Origin of the sequence: Streptomyces noursei (genome assembly GCF_001646665.1) — a bacterium.
GTDB lineage: Bacteria > Actinomycetota > Actinomycetes > Streptomycetales > Streptomycetaceae > Streptomyces > Streptomyces lavendulocolor.
In genome coordinates, this window is sequence record NZ_LWBU01000279.1 from 226,886 (window position 1) to 245,649 (window position 18,764).

Below are 18,764 nucleotides of genomic sequence, written 5' to 3' on the forward strand. Positions count from 1 at the left end.
CCTACGGCCCGGTACCACCGGCACCCCGGCCGGTGGTACCGGGCCGTTCACGTCTCCGCCGGGACGGGCCGGGCGTCGTCCAGGTCGTAGAGGAGCCGTTGCGTCTCCGCCGCGAGGCCGCCGACCGAGGTGGCGGTCTCGTCGTCGTGCTCGGTGAGCCGGGCCTTGAGGCGCCGCTGTGCCGCCCACGCCCGCCGCAGGGCCTCCTCCCGGCGGTCACCGGGCGCGCCCTGAACACCGCCGGGCGCGTCCTGACGGCCACCGCCCGGCGCGTCACGGGCGTCGCCCGGCGCGCCCCGGCCGTCGTCCGGCCCGGCCCCGCCGGTGAGCGCCGCGGCGTCCGCCTCGCACACGTCCGCCAGGGCGTGCAGCAGGCGGGGCACCTCCCCGAGCACCGAGTCCGGCGGCGGCCTGAGGCGGGGGCTGTCACCGGCCGCCTCGGCGAGCATGCCGGTGAGCGCGGTCAGGTGGTCCGTGACGCGCTCCCAGGCCGCGTCCCACTGCGTGGAGGGCAGTCCCGGGCCGGGCGGCCGGCGGATGCGGCGCCGGGGGTTGAGGCGCAGGCTCTCCCTCGTCCACATCCGGGCGTTGTGCAGGTCCGCCAGCAGTTGCGGGAGCCGCCGGGCGCGGGTGTACCACTCCTGGGCCTGGCGCCGCTCGTAGCCCTGCTCCATCTCCCGGGCCATCGTCCGCAGCAGCTCCGCGCCGTCGCCGGGCAGCCGGCACAGCGACTCGTGCGCGTGCCGCAGGTGCACGGGCGGGAGGATCAGTGCGTTGACGCCGATGCCGATGACCGCCCCGAGGAGCGTCTCCAGCAGCCGGTGCAGGATGTCGAACCCGCTGAACGAGCCGTACACCAGGACGAACAGCGCCGTGGTCGAGGCGTAGACGCCCTGGCCCTCGAAGCGGGAGTAGTTGCCGAGCAGCGCGGTGACGGGCAGCGCGATGGCCATGGCCGCCATGGTGTTGCCGCCGGTCAGCCCCGCGGCGGCGGCCGCGAGCACGGTGCCGGCGGCGATGAGGACGACCTGCTGGACGCCGGTGCGCACGGACCGGTAGACGGTGCTCTGCACCAGCGCGACCGCCGTCCAGGGCGCCATCAGCGCCAGCGGTGCCTGCCACCACCAGCCGGCCACCGCCCAGGCGAGGATCGCGGCTCCGGCGGCCTTGATGGCCTGGACGGCGAGGTCGCGCTCGGGCCCCGGGCCGGCGAGGGCCCGGCGTACGGACCGGCCGACGGCCGCGGCCTCCCAGCCGGCCCACTGCCCCAGCTCCTGCGCGCGGGCCGCCGGGTTCACGGAAGCGGGGTGCCGCCGGTGGCGTTGACGATCTCCCCTGTGAGGTAACTCGCCGCCTGTGAGGCGAGGAAGACGTACGCCGGTGCCATCTCCGCCGGCTGGGCGGGCCGTCCGAGGGGCGACTGCTTGCCGAACTCGGCCGTGTCGGGCATCGTCGCCGGGATGAGCGGTGTCCAGACCGGTCCCGGGGCCACGGCGTTGACCCGGATGCCGCGCTCGGCGACCATCTGCGCCAGACCGTGGGTGAAGTTGACGATGGCGGCCTTCGTCATGGCGTAGTCGAGCAGCGGCGGGCTGGGCTTGTAGGCCTGCACGGACGTGGTGTTGATGACCGAGCCGCCCCGGGGGATGTGCGGCAGCGCCGCCTTGGTCAGCCAGAACATGCCGTACAGGTTGGTCTTCATCACCCGGTCGAACTGCTCGGTGGTGATGGCCTCGATGCCGTCCGGCTGGGCCATCTGGTACGCCGCGTTGTTCACCAGGACGTCGATGCGTCCGAACTCGTCGGCGACCCGGCGGATCAGGGCGCGGCACTGCTCCTCGTCCCGGTTGTCGGCGGCGGTGGAGACGGCCTTGCGGCCGGCCTCCTCGACGAGCCTCGCGGTCTCGCGCGCCTCGTCCTCCTCCTCGGGAAGGTGGGTGAAGACGACGTCGGCGCCTTCGCGGGCGTACGCGAGGCACACCGCGCGCCCGATGCCCGAGTCGCCCCCGGTGACGACGGCGACGCGGTCCCGCAGCAGTCCGGTGCCCCGGTAGGAGCCCTCGCCGTGGTCCGGCGGCGGGTCCATCGGGCCGGTCCATCCCGGGTGTTGCTGGTCCTGGTCGGGGAAGTCCGGCCGCGGGTGCCGGGTGACGGGGTCCTGGGGCTCGCGGGGGTCGGTCATGGTCCGCCTTTCCTGGTCAAGGGTTGTCGGAGTCGACTTCTCGCGTTCCCAAGACTCACGGACCGAACCATTCGCCGCGAATCAGACGGTGGCGGCCGGTGGGCCGGCCGGCGGGTCAGACGGGGATCCGGTCCGACGCGGCGGCGATGGGTACGTCGTTGATGCTCGCGTAGCGCCGGCGCATGAGGCCGTTCGGGGCGAACTCCCAGTTCTCGTTGCCGTACGCGCGGAACCACCGTCCGTCGGCGTCGTGGTACTCGTACGCGAAGCGCACGGCGATGCGGTCCGCGGTGAACGCCCACAGTTCCTTGCGCAGGCGGTAGTCGAGCTCCCGCCGCCACTTGGCGGTGAGGAAGGCGACGATCTCGTCCCGGCCGGTCAGGAACACGTCGCGGTTGCGCCACTCGGAGTCCTCGGTGTAGGCGAGGGCGACCTTCTCCGGGTCGCGGGTGTTCCATGCCTCCTCGGCGAGCCGGACCTTCTCACGGGCGGTTTCCTCGGTGAACGGAGGCAGGGGCGGACGCACGGCGACTCCTCTCGACAGCGGCGAGAACGATCGTTCTCACCCGCTCGGGTACCCTACGAGAACGGTGGTTCTCACGCAAGGGAGTGACGGCATGGACAGCGAGGGGGCGAGGACCCGGATCCTCGACGCGGCCGAGGACCTGTTCTACGGCCGCGGCATCCAGACCGTCGGCATGGACGCCGTGCGCAGCGCGTCAGGGGTCACCCTGCGGCGGCTCTACCAGCTGTTCCCCTCCAAGGGCGACCTGGTCGAGGCGTACCTGCTGCGACGCGACGCCCGGTGGCGCGCCGGCCTCGCCGCGTACGTGGACGCCACCGGCGCCGCTCCGCGCGAGCGAGTGCTGGCGGTCTTCGACTGGCTGCGCGGCTGGTTCGAGGAACCGGGTTTCCGGGGCTGCGCGTTCATCAACGGCTTCGGGGAACTGGGCGCGACCTCGCCTGAGGTGGCCGCGGCGGCGCGGCGGCACAAGGAGGAGTTCTTCCGGTACGTCACCGGCCTGACGACCGCGGCGGGCGCCCCCGCCGCGACCGGACGCCAGGTCGCCCTGCTCGCCGAGGGCGCCATCACGACCGCCGCCCTCACCGGCTCCTCCGCCCCCGCCGGGGAGGCCCGGGCGGCGGCCGCCCTGCTGCTGGACGCGGTCACGGCACGGCGCTGAACCGGGCCGGAGGAGCGGACGCGGGGGGACGCGGGGGGGGGACCGGTGCCGGCCCGCGTGCCGCCGAACCGGTGAATCGGGGCCGCCCCGCGCATGTGGCACCGCCCTTCTCGCAAGGACACCCTGGGGTTCCGCTCTGCGAAAGGATGGAGATGCGCCTTGCACATTCCTCTTGGGGTGCCGCCGCACTGGCCCTCGTGCTGAGCACGGCCGGGTGCGCACCCGCCCAGGACCGTTCGCCCTCCGCCCTCTCAACCCTCTCCGCCCCGCCCCCCGCCCCCGCCGCGGCGCCCGCACCGCCACGGCAGGCAGCGGGCGGGACGTGCCGGGCACCCAGCGAGAAGAAACGTCACTGCACCCGTGTGCCCCGAACCCACTACGGCCACCGGGTCGTCACCATCGACATCCTGGCCGGGTTCACCGCCCGCGCCGCCGGTGAGGCGGGCGGCGAACGCACCCTGCGGGCCCGCATCCGACAGGCCGTCACCTCCACCTCCCAGGCGTTCGCCGCCGGGGCCGTCCACGCCCGCCTCCGGCTCACCGGCATCGTCCGCGCCACGGTGCCCGCCCGGCTGGACCGGTCAGGCGACGCCCTGCTGAAGGCGGTCGCCCGGCGCGGCGACGGCGTGGCGGACCACCTGCCGCGCCTGCGCGACCGCCTGGGGGCCGACCTCGTGACGGTGGTGACCGGCAGCAAGGGGCCCGCCGGGCTGGCCAACCGGCCCCGGCGCGTCACGTCCCGGACGAGCAACCACGGCTACAGCCTCGTCGCGCAGCGGGCCCTCGCGCACCACTCCCTCGCCCACGAGATCGCGCACAACCTGGGCGCCATGCACGACTACGTCACCGCCCCCCGGGGTGCGAACAGCGCCCGCGGCTACTTCCCGCCCTCGGGGCGGTGGTCGACCCTGGAGGCGTACGAGTCCAGTTGCCGCAGGGCGACCGGCGGCCCCTGCCGGCGCATCAACCGCTACTCCAACCCCCGCCAGACCTACCGCGGAGAGCCGCTCGGCTCACCCCTGGGCCGGCCGCGGCCCGCCGACACCGTCCGCGCCTTCAACGCCGTGGTGGGCATCGTGGCCGACTACCGCCGCCGTCCGGGCCGGTGAGACCGGGCAGCGGGACGGCTGGGACGGGTCGGCGGCGTCGCGAACGGACGGCACGGGGGAGGGATGCAGATGCGGAAGGGGGCGTACGGGACGGTCGCGGGTACACGGGGCGCACGGCACCGTTTCCGGCTTCCCAGGCGGATGTCGGTCAGAGCGGATAAAATTCCCTTATGGGAGAGCGGCCATATGTGTCCACCGCGCCCGAGCTGGTCCTCGACATCGACGGGGACTCCACCGTGATGATTCCGGGCCGGGAGTACCACATCGGGCGTGACCCGGCGAGCGACATCGTGCTCGCCGACGCCCGGATCTCCTGGCACCACGCGGTGTTGCGTCCCGAGGGCGTGCAGTGGACCGTTCAGGACGAGGGCAGTACCAACGGCACCTTCGCCGAGGGAAGACGCGTCCAGGTGTGCAGCGTGGGCCCCGGCAGCGTGCTCCACTTCGGGCACCCGGCCGACGGGCCGCGCGCCATGCTGTCGGCGCCCGAGCGGCCCGCGCGACCGGATGCGCCCGCGCAGCCGGATCCCCCCGCGCCGCCCGCGCCGTCACCCTCCTGGTCCCACGCGCCTCCGACTTCGCACACTCCCCCGGCGTCCCATGCGCCGCCCGCGTCGCACAATCCTCCGGCGTCCCATGCGCCGCCCGCGTCGGGCGCCCCGTCCGCCGTGCCGCGTCCGTCGTCCGTGTCGCTGCCCGCGGCCACCGGAACGTTCCGGCAGCCCACCTCGATACGGCCGCTGCCCAGCCGGACCGTACGCATCGGGCGCGGCGGTGACAACGACCTGGTCGTCGACGACCTGACGGTCTCGCGCCGGCACGCCGAGCTGCTCGCCGATCCGGACGGCACGTACTGGATCCACGACCTGGGAAGTCACAACGGCACCTTTCTCAACGGGCAGCCGGTCGACCGTGCCCGGGTGACGCCCGACGACATCGTGGGCATCGGGCACTCCGCCTTCTGCCTCGTCGGCTCCCAGCTGGTGGAGTTCACGGACACCGGAGAGGTGTCCCTCGACGTGCAGGACCTGGCGGTCACGGTGGACCGGGGCCGCAAGACCCTCATCGACGACGTGTCCTTCCCCGTGGGTGAGAAGTGCCTGCTCGGCGTGGTCGGACCCAGCGGTTCGGGCAAGTCCACGCTGCTGAACGCCCTGACCGGGCTGCGTCCCGCCGACCGGGGCTCGGTCCTCTACGACGGCCGCGACCTGTACCGCGACTACGCGGAGCTGCGCCGCCGCATCGGCCTCGTGCCGCAGGACGACATCCTGCACCTCCAGCTGACCGTGCGCCGCGCCCTCACGTACGCCGCCGAGCTGCGCTTCCCCGAGGACACCGCCCGTGCCGAGCGGCAGGCGCGGGTGGACGAGGTCATCGAGGAACTGGGCCTCCAGCAGCGCGCCGAACAGCCGATCCACAGCCTGTCCGGCGGGCAGCGCAAGCGGGTCAGCGTGGCGCTGGAGCTGCTGACGAAGCCGTCCCTGCTCTTCCTGGACGAGCCGACCTCCGGGCTGGACCCGGGCATGGACCGGTCGGTGATGCACATGCTGCGCGGGCTCGCCGACGACGGCCGTACGGTCATCGTCGTCACCCACAGCGTGCTCAGTCTGGACGTCTGCGACCGGCTGCTGGTACTGGCACCGGGCGGACGGATCGCGTACTACGGCCCGCCCGAGGACGCGCTGCGGTACTTCGGGTTCACGCAGTGGCCCGAGGCCTTCGAGGCGTTCGAGAACGACCGGGAGCGCGACTGGGCGGGCCAGTACCGCGACTCCTCCCTGCACCGCCAGTACATCGCGGGCGCCATGCAGCGGCCCCCGCTGCCGGACGGCGCCGGGGCGGCGACACCGCCCGCGCCCCCGCCCAAGGCGCAGAGCTGGGGCGCCCAGCTGCGGACGCTCGTACGGCGCTACACGGCCGCGCTCAGCGCGGACCGCACGTTCATCGCCATCATGATCGCGCTGCCGTTCGTGATGGGAGCGATGGCCAGGGCGCTGTCCGAGGGCGGGTTCGGCCGCGAGTCGACGATGAACGTGCTGCTGATCCTGTGCGTCGGCGGGGTGCTGACCGGCGCCGCCAACGCGGTGCGGGAGCTGGTGAAGGAGCGGACGATCTACCGCAGGGAGAGAGCCGTCGGCCTGTCCAGATCGGCGTACCTGATGTCCAAGGTGGTGGTCCTCGGCGTGATCACGGTCGTGCAGGCCGTGGTCCTGACCCTGGTCGCGCTGATCGGCGTCCCGCTGAACGCCCCGGGCGGCAAGGGCGTGCTGATGCCGCCGCTCATCGAGATCACCCTGGCCGTTGCGCTGCTGTCGTTCACGGCGATGATGCTCGGCCTGTTCGTGTCCGCGCTGGTGCGCAAGGAGGAGGTCACCATGCCGCTCCTGGTGCTCCTCGCGATCGTGCAGGTGGTGTTCTGCGGCGGCCTGCTCAAGATCCACGGAGCGCTTGTCCTGGAGCAGCTGTCGTGGCTCATCCCCTCAAGGTGGGCGTTCGGCGCGATGGGCGCGACGGTGGACATCCAGAAGCTCTCGCCGACCGGCAAGACCGCCGACCCGCTGTTCGACCACACCGTGTCGATGTGGCTGCTCGACATGGGGATGCTCGTGGTGCTGAGCGTCGTCCTCGGGTTCGCGGTGGCGCGGCTGCTGCGCCGGCACGAACCGGTGATCATGCGAAAGTAGGCGCGGTCGATGGTTCTTCCCGGCTCCGGCCCCTCGGGCCCGTCCGGCTCCGCGGACGACGATTTCCGGCCCAGCCACGTCGTGCCGGCCGAGGGGCTGCCCGCGTGGGACGCGCCGGATCCGGGCCGCCCGACCGTGCCGCTGGACCCTTTCCTGCCTGTGCAGTTGCTGGAACGGCTCGGCGACTGGGGCCGGGTGCTGTGCTCCAACGGGTGGTCGGCCTGGGTGGACGGGCGGCTGCTGGTGTCCGTTCCGCCCGACCCCCCGGCGGCGGGCCGGCCGATGGGGACGGCCACGGATCCGCGGCCGCTGCTGGCCCGGGCCGAGGAGGCGGTGACCCGCTACCGGGCGGCCGCGGAGGAGCTGGTGGCGGGACACGTGGACGGTGAGGCGTTCCGGCGCCGGACCCAGGGGCTGCGGATCGGCCTGGTGGTGGACGGCGAGTCCCTGTGGATGTACGACGCGCGGCGCGAACGCTGGCTGTACTGCGACGGTACGCGGCTGACCACGTACGCCGCCTCGGCCGGCCCGTCCGTCGCCGGTACCGGGTCGACGGGCGGCGGGCAGCCACCGCCCGCGGCCGCGCCCGGCGGCCGGGGGGCATCCGCCACGCCGGGCCCCCGCACCGGCCCGGTCCCCGCCGCGCCCGCCGGACACGAACCGACGCGGGTGGTGGAGCAGCCCCCGGAACCGGCCCCCGAACCCACCCGCGTGGTGGAGCAGCCCCCGGAGCCCACCCGCGTGGCGGAGCAACCGCCGGAACCGGACGCCGAACCCACCCGCGTGGCGGAGCAACCGCCTGTCGCGGACCTCGAACCCACCCGCGTAGCGGAGCAGCCCCCTGTCACGGACCTTGAACCCACCCGCGTGGTGGAACAGGCCCCAGAGCCGGGTCCGGAGCCCACGCGGGTGGTGGAGCGGCCGCCCGCCGAGGACGACCGCGCGGAAGGTCCGCCGGACCGGACGGGTGACGGCTGATGGTGGACCGCGTCACGCGGGACGACCTGCCCGCCGGACGGCCCTCCGGGCTCGTCGGCAAGCAGATCGCGGACTACCGGGTGGAGAACGAGATCGGCCGGGGCGGCATGGCCGTCGTGTACCGGGCGCGCGACCTGCGGCTCGACCGGGCCGTGGCGCTGAAGCTGCTCGCGCCCGAGCTGGCGCGCAACGACACCTTCCGCCGCCGGTTCGCCCACGAGTCGCGGGTGGCCGCCGCGATCGACCACCCGCACATCGTGCCCGTCTTCGAGGCGGGCGAGACCGAGGGCGTGCTGTACATCGCCATGCGGTACGTCGCGGGGCAGGACCTGCGGGCGCTGCTGGACCGGGAGGGCCCGCTGCCGCCCGAGCAGGCGGGGCGGATCGCCTCCCAGGTGGCGTCGGCACTGGACGCCGCGCACGCGCACGACCTGGTGCATCGGGACGTCAAGCCGGGCAACATCCTGGTCGCACCGGGCACGGACAGCGAGCACCCCGAGCACGTGTACCTCACGGACTTCGGGCTCACGAAGAAGTCCCTGTCCCTCACGGGGTTCACCAGTGTGGGCCAGTTCGTCGGGACGCTCGACTACGTGGCGCCGGAGCAGATCTCGGGGCGTCCGGTGGACGGCCGGTGCGACGTGTACAGCCTCGGGTGCGTGGTGTACGAGACGCTGGCCGGGGTGCCGCCGTTCCGCCGGGACGACGACATGGCGCTGCTCTGGGCCCACCAGTACGATCCGCCACCTCCGCTGACCGGTGAGCGGCCCGGGCTGCCGCCGGCGGTCGACGCGGTGCTGTCGAAGGCGCTCGCGAAGACACCGGCGGAGCGGTACGAGACGTGCCTGCAGTTCGTGGCCGAGCTGCGGGCGGCGCTGCTGGGCGACGCGGCCGGTGGCTCCACGCCGCCGCCCGCCCCGCCGGCATGGGCGCTGCCGGTGTTCCGGGAGCTGTGACGGCCCCCGGGCACCGGCGCCGGGCGGCTGGGCCTCGCGCAGCCTCGCCACCTCCTCGCGGTGGGCCTCCCACTGCCGAGTGAGGTGGGCGCTCAGCGCCCTGACCGCAGCCGGGTCCATGAGTCGCCCGAGAGGTCTGCGGGCGCCGTCCAAGCCGTACGCTGGTGCGCCCCCAACGACCCTTCGCAAAGGGCGCGCACCGGCAGCGGCGAACGGTGTCCTGGCTGCCCACGGCTTCCGCCGCCTGGACCGCCATTTGACGGAGACGCGGTACTCACTCACCAGGGCGGTCAACCCGACCCGTCACCATCGCTCGACACAATTACTCACCCGATCGAGCAACCCTCTTGGCGCGAGCCCGGCTGGATCCCGGTGTCCACGCCCACGTCCCGGAAGGGCCAACTCATGAATGCCCAGGGGCTTCCCGGGCACAAGCACTCCGACCCGAGCTCGACGGCACCCCCGACCGCCGCCGAGCACACCGGCCCCGCCCCTCACCCGAGCGGCGGGGCCGCCCGTCCACACGGCCCTGCCGTTCGGTGGCGTCATGCCGCCCGTACTTGGCGGAAATCAGCTGGTCGATGTCGAATGGTTCACGCCTGGTTGGATGCCGCCTGCACGCTGCTGCTCTCGGTGGACGGATTCCTTGATCCCAGTTTGGGTCGGTACGGCAGCTGAAGCGGCACGACTCATTCCACCCCACATACGTTCGAATTTCGGGGGCAAGGCGCCGCCGCCTGTCAACAAACTGTGGCAGCTTGTGAACGCCTCGTGACCACTGGGGTCACGGTGGCCTTTCTTCCTGTGGGGGGAAGTTGATGCATTCCCGTGTTTCGGGCACGTTTTCTCGGCGTGCCCGCAGATCCTCTCGCCGCACCCTTGTCGCGGCCATCGCCGCCATCTCCCTGGTCATGGCGGGAGCGCCGGCGCTCGCGGCCGCGATGCCCGAGCCGGAGTTACCGCAGGCGACGACTCCGTGGACCACACCCGGCAAGGCGGTCACACCGCCGCCCGTTCCGCCCGGGACGACCAAGGCTCCGGCTTCGGAAGCCGAGGCGCAGCCGTCACCGCAGCTCGCCGCATGGCGTGCTGCGCAGAAGGCCCGCACGGCCGGCACCGCTGACGTCGGCCAGGCGCCCGCCACGAGCACCGCGCGGGCCGCGGCCGAGGCGGAGGTGACGTACGTGCCCGAGGGGCAGGGACAGGTGCCCTGGCACGAGTTCTCCGACACTCGCCTGAGTGATGCCCTGGTGGCGCGGGTCAATCTGTCCAACGGCAATCTGCTGCTTACCGCGACCGACTTCGACATCGCGGGCGTGGGTCGGAAGCTGCAGCTCACCCGCACCTACAACTCGCTGGACGCCCCATGGGGCAAGGTCTCCCAGCGCTGGTGGCAGGGGTACGAGCGCTACGCGCAGATCCTGGACACCGAGGTCGTCGTCCACGACGCGACCGGCGCCGCGGTCCGCTTCGCGAAGAACACCGACGGCACCTACCGCACGCCGACCGGATACTCAAAGGACCTGAGGAAGAACGCGGACGGCACCTACACCCTCACCGACCGCAAGTCCGGCTCGAAGGACACCTACAGCGGCCAGGGCACGCTCACGAAGGTCACGGACAAGAACAACGGGACCATCCTCGTCGACCAGCACGACGAAACGGGCGAGCACAAGGGCTTCAAGCTGACCGAGACCCGCTCGGGCCGGTGGATCGACCTGGTGAAGACCAACGCTTCGCAGTGGCAGGCCAAGGACCACACCGGTCGCACCGCGGTCTTCGACCTCGACCCGGCCGGCGACCTCGCGAAGGCGACGGACACCGCGGGCAAGGCGACGTCGTACGAGTACGACTCCTCCCGCCGCCTGGCCAAGGCGACCACACCTGAGGGCACCGTCACCCTGTTCACCTACGACGCGCAGAACCGCGTGCGGTCGGTCCAGCGGGTGACGGAGTCCACCAGCAGCGGCCACACCGGACCGACCTGGCGCTACGACTACTCCGGCGCCACCCCCTCCGCCGCCGGCACGACCACCGTCACCGACCCCGACGGCGACAGGACCGTCCACACCCACAATGCGGACGGTGAGATCACCAAGGTCACCGACCCGCTGGGACACAGCCGCTCGAAGTCGTACAAGAACCACCTGCTGCAGACGGCGACCGACGCCATGGGCACCGGCACGGACGGCAGCGGCGGCAACATCACCACCTACGGCTGGGACGCCCGCAACAACCCTTCCTCCGCCCAGCTGCCGACGGGCGCGACGGCCGCGCTCACCGGGTACCGCACGATCGCCGGCGGGGACCTGCCCGGCAGCTTCACCTCCGCCGACGGGCAGAAGGAGGACTACACCTACGACACCAACGGCAACACCGAGACCGTCACCACCACCGGCACCGCAGGCGGCCAGAGGTCGTACACGTACAACAAGGCCACCCCGGCCTGCGGTGGGTTCGAGGGCCAGCGGTGTACCGCGAAGGACGCCAACGGCAAGGTCACCTCCTTCACCTACGACACCAGGGGCAACCTGTCGAAGGTCACCCCGCCCGCCCCGCTCGGCACCGTCACCTACACCCACGACGGTCTGGGCCGGGTCGAGACCGTCACGGACGGCCGCGGAATCAAGAGCGTGTACGTCTACGACACCCGTGACCGGGTCAAGCAGGTCTCCTCGACCAACATGACCGTCACCTACACCTACGACGGCGACGGCAACCTCACCTCCCGCAGCGACGCGTCCGGCACCACCGTCTGGACGTTCGACAAGCTCAACCGGGAAGCCACCCGCACCCTGCAGCACGGCGCCCGGACACTGCTGGCCTACACCGCGGGCGGGGATGTCGACTACTACACCGATCCCAACGGCAAGACGGACTACACCTGGGACGCCGCCGGCCGCCTCGACCACCTGACCGACCCGGCCGGCAAGAAGACCGACTTCGACTACAACAACAACGACAAGCGCACCAAAACCGTCTACCCCGGCGGCACCACCCAGACCGTCACCCTCGACGAGTCCAGCCGCCCCAAGGCGGTCAGGACCACATCGGGTACCACCACCCTGGTGGACCTGTCCTACACCTACGGCTACGGCACCGGCGGCGCCACGGACGGCACCAAGATCCGCACCCGGACCGACAACGCCGCGAAACTGACCACCAGCTACACCTACGACGCGCAAGGCCGCCTGTCCTACGCCAGGGAAGCCGACACCACCGGCACCCGCAAAGCCTCCTGGCTGTACTGCTGGGACAAGGCGGGCAACCTCACCCACTACGACTCCTCCGCGGCCACCTGCCCCGCCACCCCGACATTCGGTTACAACGACGCCTCCCAGCTCATCTCCAGGGACGGGTCGACCGACGGCTGGGCCTACGACAAGGCCGGCAACGAACTCGCCGCCACCCCGGGAACAGGCTTCGCCCGCTCCACCGAGACCTGGACCGACCACAACCAGCTCAAGACCATCACCACCAGCGGCACGGCCCGCGACGCCGTCCACGCAGGCACCGACAACAGCGAGCGCACCAAACTCGGCGACACATGGTTCCACCACACCGCCGTCGGTCTCACCGGAACGACGACGGCCGGCACCGACACCGGATTCATCCGCGAACCCGCGGGCACACTCAACTCCATGCGAACCGGGGGTAAAAGCTACTACTACCTCACCGACGCGACCGGCAACATCCTCGGCCTCGTCGACGAGCAAGGCGCACGCACCCACACCTACGCCTACAACCCCACCGGCCGCGCCCGCACCACCACCGAAACCATCCCCCAGCCCTACCGTTTCGCCGGCACCTACGCCGACCCCACCGGGCTCTACAAGATGGGCGCCCGCTACTACGACCCCAACACCGCCCGCTTCACCCAACCCGACCCCTCCGGCCAGGAAACCAACCCCTACCTCTACGCCGCAGGCGACCCCATCAACCGAACCGACCCGCAGGGAACGCTCAGCTTCGGTTCGGTGACCGGCATTGGTGACTGGGCGAACCTTGTCGAGGACACCGTTACCGGGGACACGCAGGGCGCCAACGCCACCAAGATGGGAATGCTGGCCGGTATCGGAATCGAAAGCCTTTGCCTGGCAGGGGCTGCGGCTGGCAGCTTCGCCACCCTCGGCGTATCCCTGGGTGCGGGGCTAACGGGCTGCTCCGTAGTAGCAGCAGGCGCTGCGGCAGCCACCACTGCGGCTTACCAGAACTGACCGTACGCCGGAGGGGAGGCATCGCCTCCCCTCCGGCGCCAGCACATAGGGAGGGAAACGGATGCGCCGGTTCGTTGTACTGGCCGGGTCAATCATCGCCATTCTATGTGGCACACTGCTGCTCTTCACAGGCATCGGGGACGCGCAGAACGGCAATGCCAGGGCGGCCCTTCCTATCACGATCGGGGTGCTTCTCTTGCTTGGCGGAGCATGGCTGACAATTTCCACGCGAGGAAAAACATGAATTACGCCGCTATCATGCCCCCATCCGCCTCGGAGCTGCCTCCCTGGGGAATTGGCCTAATCATCGGCGCCTTCCTGGTTGCGCTTGTTGTGGTGCTCGGCCGACGGCGTCGCTGAATCGTGTGCCTCCCGCCAGCCTTCGCGCGCTGTATCCACGTCCGCCGAACGTCTGGATCCGACCGCTACCCCCTGCCACACCCAGCGGCAGGGGGGACGGCGGCGTGGCGGGACCGGCGACCGCGCCTCTTCCAGCCTTCCACGCAGGACCGGCAAACCTCCCGCGCGTGAGCCGCCCGAGGAAGGGGCGCCCGGTGTCCTTGCTGCAGAGCGCGGAGGCAGGGGCACGAAGCAGAGTTGAGATCGCTCACCCGGCAGCCGCTCGGGCAAGGCGGCGGCACAGAGAAAAGGCCGGCGGCCCTTGTCGGCGTAGCGGCCCACAGCCCGAGCGGGGCGGCACAGACAGCTGTACCGCCCCGCCCATTTACGGATGGTCCTTCACTGCGGGTGGCTCGCCCGTGCCCTACCCTTGCGGTGTCCGTTCTCGGCACAAGTGCCAGCCGGAACACCTCGGTGGTGAAGGACGGGCATTCGCCAGGGACTCCTAAACCAGGCCCGGCGGGAACCCGTAGTGTTCTCCGTCCCGTCTGAAGGCGCGCCAGGATTCCTCCCTGGCGGAGCGGTCCGGGAAGACCTCGACCCTGAACCCGCCGGTCGCCTCAAGGGTCAGTGCGCCCGTCGGGCTTTGCAGGACATTCTCGATCTTGGGGCGGGCGCCGCCGAGCACGCGGCTGAGGAGCGCTGCTCGGTCGTCGTACGCGGTGGTGAAGTTGTCGAATGCGTTCGCCTCGGCGCCGTTTCGCACGTACGTCATGTCACGTGAGCCCAGCAGTACCTTGTCTTCGCGGAGTACTCGGAAGGCGCACTGGATGTGCAGCGCGAGGTCCTCTCCCTGTTCGCCGGTGAGTTCCACTACTCCCATGTCCACGGCACGACCGACCGAACGGAGCACTGCTCCGGTCAGCAGCCGCCGAACGCCCAGCGACTCCCTGTCAGCATCCACCGAACAACCCCTTAGCTTCCTCGATGATGCGATGGTAGTCGTATCCCTGGCCGGAGATCCGGGCGTGCAGGGCACGGCGTTCGGCGGGCGACACCTGGCGGCCGAGGTCGCGCTCGACGGATCGCAAAGCGTCGTTGAACTGCTTGTTCTCCGCCTGGTTGCCGCGGGGAGCGTGGTAGCCGTCGTCGTCCTGGTTCCCCGATTCCCAGTCCTTCTGGAGTTGCTCCCATCCCTTCTCCCAGACGAAGCCACCGTCGTTGTGCACGAGGACGGTCGCCCCGCCGGCCTTCACATAGAAGGTGTGGGTGTTGGCGACGGTGAGGTTGTGGACCGTCTGCGTCTCGGCCCAGGCGCGGGTGGCGACGACGGTTCGAAGGATGCCGTCGGATCCGCGGAGCCGGTCCCCCGGTCGGACCCGTCCGGCCTCGACCCAGGCGTGCCGGCCGGCGTCCCACAGCGGGTGATTGTCGGTCGCGGTGAACGAGCCCGTGGCGTGGCCGAGCGGACCGTCGGTGTCGACGGTCAAGCGGACGAGGCTCTTCGGCCCGGTACCGGTGATCAGTCGCTGTACGGTCTGCGGCAGCGTCAGACCGGTGCGCGGGTCGGTCGCGAGGACCTGGTCCCCGAGCCGTACGTGCTGGATCTGCTTGTGCGTGCCGTCCGCCATGAGAACGGGGGTCTGAGGCGTGAAGCTGTTGGCCGAGGGCACCGGGCAGACTTTCGGCTTCTTGCCGAACATGCCCTTGAAAACGCCGTAGGCCTTGTCACCCCACTTGCCGAACTTCACAGCGGAAGCCCCGTAGCCCGCGACCGGAACGGCCGAGGCACAGGCCAGGCCGGCGTCGACCGCGTCGCCCTCGGCGCCGTACCAGGCACAGTTGGCGCCGTCGGCGAACTCACCCACTCCGGGGACGAGGCCCGCGATGTCGAGCAGCAGGTGCCCGCTGTCGGACCAGGTCCACTCGTCGGCCTTGGCCTCTTCCTCGGCAGCCTGGCGCAGTGCTTCCTCACGGTCCTTGCGGGCCTGCTCGTCCCGGCGCCGAGCCTCCTCCTCGGCACGCCTCTTGGTCTCTGCGATCGTCTTGGCCTCGCCGGCGGCCTTGTCGGCCTCGGCCGCGTCCTTCCCAGCGGCCTCGGCGGACGCACGCGCCTGCCGGGCGGACTCGGAGGCGTCCTCGGCGGAGTGACGGGCCCACGCGGCGGACGTACGTGCCTTCTCCGCCGAGAGCCGCGCCTCGGCGACGGCCTTCTCGGCATCCGCTTGCGCCTTGCGGGCCGCCTTGGCCGACTTCTGGGCCTCTGCGGCGGACGCGGACGCCTGATTGGCGGACTCGGTGGCTTCGGCGGAGTACTTCTTCGCCTCTCGCGCCGACTCGGCGGCCTTGTCGGCCCACGTCTTGGCCTCGCCCGACTTGCTACGGGCGAGCGCGGCGACCCTCTGTGCCTCGGCGGCGTTCTGCTGGGCAGTGGCAGCGGCACCGGCCGCCTCGGCGATCATGTGCTGGACATCGGCGACGTGTGTCGCGGCCAGGGCATCCTGGCGTCCGGCCCGGTGCCGGCCCACCGTGATGAACTGGTGCAGTGCCTGGGGAGTGCCTTCGACAGCGACGCTCGCCGCCGCCTTCAGCTCGGGACCGCCTGTGCTGGCAAGCCGCGAGGCGCCGAGCTGCTCGTCCTTGATGCGGGCGGTGTACTGACCGGACATGAGAAACGTCCGCAGGGTGTTCGTGTTGCCGTCCAGGGCGGCAGTGGCCGCCTCTTTGGTGGCCACGTCGCCCGTGCTCACGAGTTGGGAGATCCGCAGCCTGTAGTCGTTGGCCGCGGCCTCGTGCTGTCCGGTGGTGAGGAAGGCATGAATCCGTGCGGCGTCCCCTCCCAGGGCCTCCTCGGCCGCCTTGCGCACCGCAGGCGACTCCGCTTCCTCGGCCAGTCGCTCGGCACGGGCCCGCTCGTCCCGTTGCGCGGCTTCCTTCCAGCCCTTGCGCACGTAGGCGACGATGTCGTCGTCGGAACCGGCAAGGGCGTCGCCGGCCGCGGTGCTGCTCCACGGGCCGCGCGTCTTCATGGTCACCAGGGCGACCCAGCGGCCTTTCGCGACGACTCGTGACCGATCCGTGTCCGGCCGGGCGGCGTATGCGGAGATCTGGTCGACCAGGCCGTCCAGGCCCTTGGTGCTCTTGTCGGCCCGGGCCGCGTTCAGTTCGTAGGCCGCCCTGCTGGCCCGTGCGGCTTCCAGAGCCGCGGCGGTACGGGCGGTGAGTTCCTCGGCTTCGCTCTTGCGGGTCAGCTCGAAAGTCTCACGCGCCTGCTTGACCGCGGCTGTCGAGATGTCGGCGGCCTTCTTCGCCTCGTTGGCGTGAGTGGTGGACTCCTTGGCGGCATTGGCGGAGTTGCCGGCCTGCTTGGCCGCCTCCTCCGCAGCCTTGGCCGCGTTGTCGGCGTGGTCGGCGGCGCTGTTCGCCGCGTCCCTGGCCTGGTTGGCCGCTTTGGCGGACTCCTCGGCGAGGCTCTGGGAGACACCCGCGGCGCGGGCGGCCTCGCGGCCCTGACGGCGAGCGGTGGCGGCGGCTGCGTCGGCCTCGGCGGAGCTCCCCCCGGCCGCACGTGCGAGAGCGCCGGCACGGTCGGCCTCGCGAGCGGCCTCGTCGGCGTTGTGGCCCGCGCTCGTCGCGGACGCGGCGGCGGAACCGGCGGCGAGCGCGGCGACTCCGGCGGCCTGGGCCGCGAGCGCGGCCTGGCGTGCCTGCTTCGCGATGGAACGTGCGTCCTCCGCGGCCTTGCGGGCTGCGGCAGCCTGACCGGCGTCGGTGGCGGCCGCCGATGCCGCCCCCCTGGCGCGGGCGGCCGCGTCGGCGGCGCCGGCCGCCGCGATGGCCGCTTGCGAGGCAGCGGCGGAGGCGACCCGAGCGGCGGCGTTCGCGGCGCGCGCTGCGGCGATGGCCTGCTGCGCTGCCGCGGCGGCACCCTTGGCGGCGCGGGCTGCCCTTCCGGCCGCGGCGGAGGCGAGCTTCGCGTCCTTGCCGGCCGCGGCGGTCTCCTTGGCGGCCTGGAGCGCCGATTCCTTCGCCAGCGCGGAGGCCTGGACGGCTCGGGCCGAAGCCTCCTTGGCGGCGTCGGTTTGTTGCTTCGCCTGCGCCCCAGCCGCCTTCGCCCGTTCCACGAGCTGCGCGACGGTGGCCCGCTCCTTGTCCCTCGCGCGGGCGATGTACTGCCCGACCCGGAGGAACTCCCGTACGTCCTCGATGGTGCCGTCGACGGCGGCCATCGCGGCCGCCTTGGTCGCCGGTCCACCGGTGCTGACTATGCGGGAGAGCGCGAGGCGGTCGTCGGCCTCGGCAGCGGTGAACTGGCCCTTCTCAAGAAACTCACGGACCTTGTCGGGCCCTCCGTCCAGCGCGGCGACACCGGCGGATTTGACATTCGGACCGCCCCCGCTGATCAGCTGAGAGATCCGCAGCTGCCTGTCCTGCCGCAGCGGCTCCCGCCAGCCGTCGCGCAGGTAGGCGAGCGCCTGCTCACGGTCACCACTGTCCAGGGCCTTGAGGGCCGTTTCCCGAACCTTGGGCCCGCTCACGGAGTACAACTGCGAGAACAGCATCTGCACGTCGTGGCGTTCGGCGACGGCCTGCTCCTTGTCGAGGAACAGCCTGATGTCGGCCTCGGTCCCCTGCAGGGCCAGCTCGGCGGCCGCCCGGACGGAAGGGCCGCCGGCATTCCAGGCGTCCAGGACCCGTTGCCGGTCGGTCACCGGAGCCGTTGCGGTGGCAGCCGGTGCGTCCTCCGCGTGCGCCGGCGCGAGGGCGCCCAAGGTCAGCGAGAGCGTCAAGACCCCGAGGCACACCGTACGTGTGCCACGCGCCCACCTTCTCCCAGCTCTATTCACGTTTCTGTTTTCCATTCAATAAACCCCGCCTGGTCAGGACGGGGTCGCCGAATGTCGGCCGACGAAGCATATATCTGAAGTCGCCGGCACCTTCACCGGATATGGAATTCACGATTCCGGCATGACGGGTCGTCACGCCGTTGCGTTCCATCGGCAGATCATCCGTTATGAGCTCGTTATGCGGGTTGACGGTGTGACAGGTCGATGAATGAGGGTGATACTTTCTAAAAGGCCCTCGCGAACGGGCCTTCTTTGCGGCTGCCGTCTT

General features: G+C 71.6%; 11 protein-coding genes. 6 read left to right on the plus strand and 5 right to left on the minus strand.

Annotated features, from left to right (window positions below; all coding sequences use genetic code 11):
- Nucleotides 1–47: 47 nt before the first annotated feature.
- From A4V12_RS19715 to A4V12_RS19725, 3 genes are all read right to left on the minus strand, one after another.
- Nucleotides 48–1,298, minus strand: a complete 1,251-nt coding sequence (locus tag A4V12_RS19715) for an FUSC family protein (protein WP_234372250.1) — start codon at nucleotides 1,296–1,298, stop codon at nucleotides 48–50.
- Entirely contained in the window at nucleotides 1,295–2,182 is an 888-nt protein-coding gene (locus tag A4V12_RS19720; RefSeq protein ID WP_064070675.1) for an SDR family oxidoreductase, read from the minus strand. The genes A4V12_RS19715 and A4V12_RS19720 overlap by 4 nt, the downstream gene beginning before the upstream one ends.
- Nucleotides 2,183–2,297: 115 nt before the next feature.
- On the minus strand, nucleotides 2,298–2,708 hold the full coding sequence (locus A4V12_RS19725; RefSeq protein ID WP_234372251.1) for a DUF1348 family protein: 411 nt from the start codon (nucleotides 2,706–2,708) through the stop codon (nucleotides 2,298–2,300).
- Nucleotides 2,709–2,799: 91 nt separating this feature from the next.
- On the opposite strand from A4V12_RS19725, the gene A4V12_RS19730 reads away from it, so the two are divergent.
- The 6 genes from A4V12_RS19730 to A4V12_RS19755 all read left to right on the plus strand — a co-directional run bounded on the left by A4V12_RS19730 (nucleotide 2,800) and on the right by A4V12_RS19755 (nucleotide 13,310).
- Nucleotides 2,800–3,366, plus strand: a complete 567-nt coding sequence (locus A4V12_RS19730) for a TetR/AcrR family transcriptional regulator (protein ID WP_064070677.1) — start codon at nucleotides 2,800–2,802, stop codon at nucleotides 3,364–3,366.
- Nucleotides 3,367–3,728: 362 nt separating this feature from the next.
- Nucleotides 3,729–4,475, plus strand: coding sequence for a zinc-dependent metalloprotease family protein (locus A4V12_RS19735; RefSeq protein WP_064070678.1), 747 nt, complete (start codon nucleotides 3,729–3,731; stop codon nucleotides 4,473–4,475).
- A 170-nt stretch (nucleotides 4,476–4,645) separates the two neighbouring features.
- Nucleotides 4,646–7,159 (plus strand): FHA domain-containing protein, encoded by a 2,514-nt coding sequence (locus A4V12_RS19740; RefSeq protein WP_064070679.1) that lies wholly within the window; start codon nucleotides 4,646–4,648, stop codon nucleotides 7,157–7,159.
- A 9-nt stretch (nucleotides 7,160–7,168) separates the two neighbouring features.
- Nucleotides 7,169–8,137, plus strand: a complete 969-nt coding sequence (locus A4V12_RS39530) for a hypothetical protein (protein WP_267893208.1) — start codon at nucleotides 7,169–7,171, stop codon at nucleotides 8,135–8,137.
- Nucleotides 8,137–9,093, plus strand: coding sequence for a serine/threonine-protein kinase (locus A4V12_RS19750; RefSeq protein ID WP_064070680.1), 957 nt, complete (start codon nucleotides 8,137–8,139; stop codon nucleotides 9,091–9,093). The genes A4V12_RS39530 and A4V12_RS19750 overlap by 1 nt, the downstream gene beginning before the upstream one ends.
- A gap of 911 nt (nucleotides 9,094–10,004) precedes the next feature.
- Nucleotides 10,005–13,310: an RHS repeat-associated core domain-containing protein gene (locus A4V12_RS19755; protein WP_079137160.1), complete on the plus strand. Its 3,306-nt coding sequence runs from the start codon at nucleotides 10,005–10,007 to the stop codon at nucleotides 13,308–13,310.
- Nucleotides 13,311–14,154: 844 nt separating this feature from the next.
- Here A4V12_RS19755 and A4V12_RS19760 read toward each other — a convergent pair.
- Together A4V12_RS19760 and A4V12_RS19765 are read right to left on the minus strand one after the other, a co-directional pair.
- A complete protein-coding gene (locus A4V12_RS19760; RefSeq protein ID WP_064070681.1) occupies nucleotides 14,155–14,613 on the minus strand; it encodes a hypothetical protein in 459 nt (152 codons plus the stop codon).
- Complete coding sequence (locus tag A4V12_RS19765) at nucleotides 14,603–18,439, minus strand: polymorphic toxin-type HINT domain-containing protein (protein WP_159028902.1); 3,837 nt, start codon at nucleotides 18,437–18,439, stop codon at nucleotides 14,603–14,605. The genes A4V12_RS19760 and A4V12_RS19765 overlap by 11 nt, the downstream gene beginning before the upstream one ends.
- Between the last annotated feature and the right edge of the window lie 325 nt (nucleotides 18,440–18,764).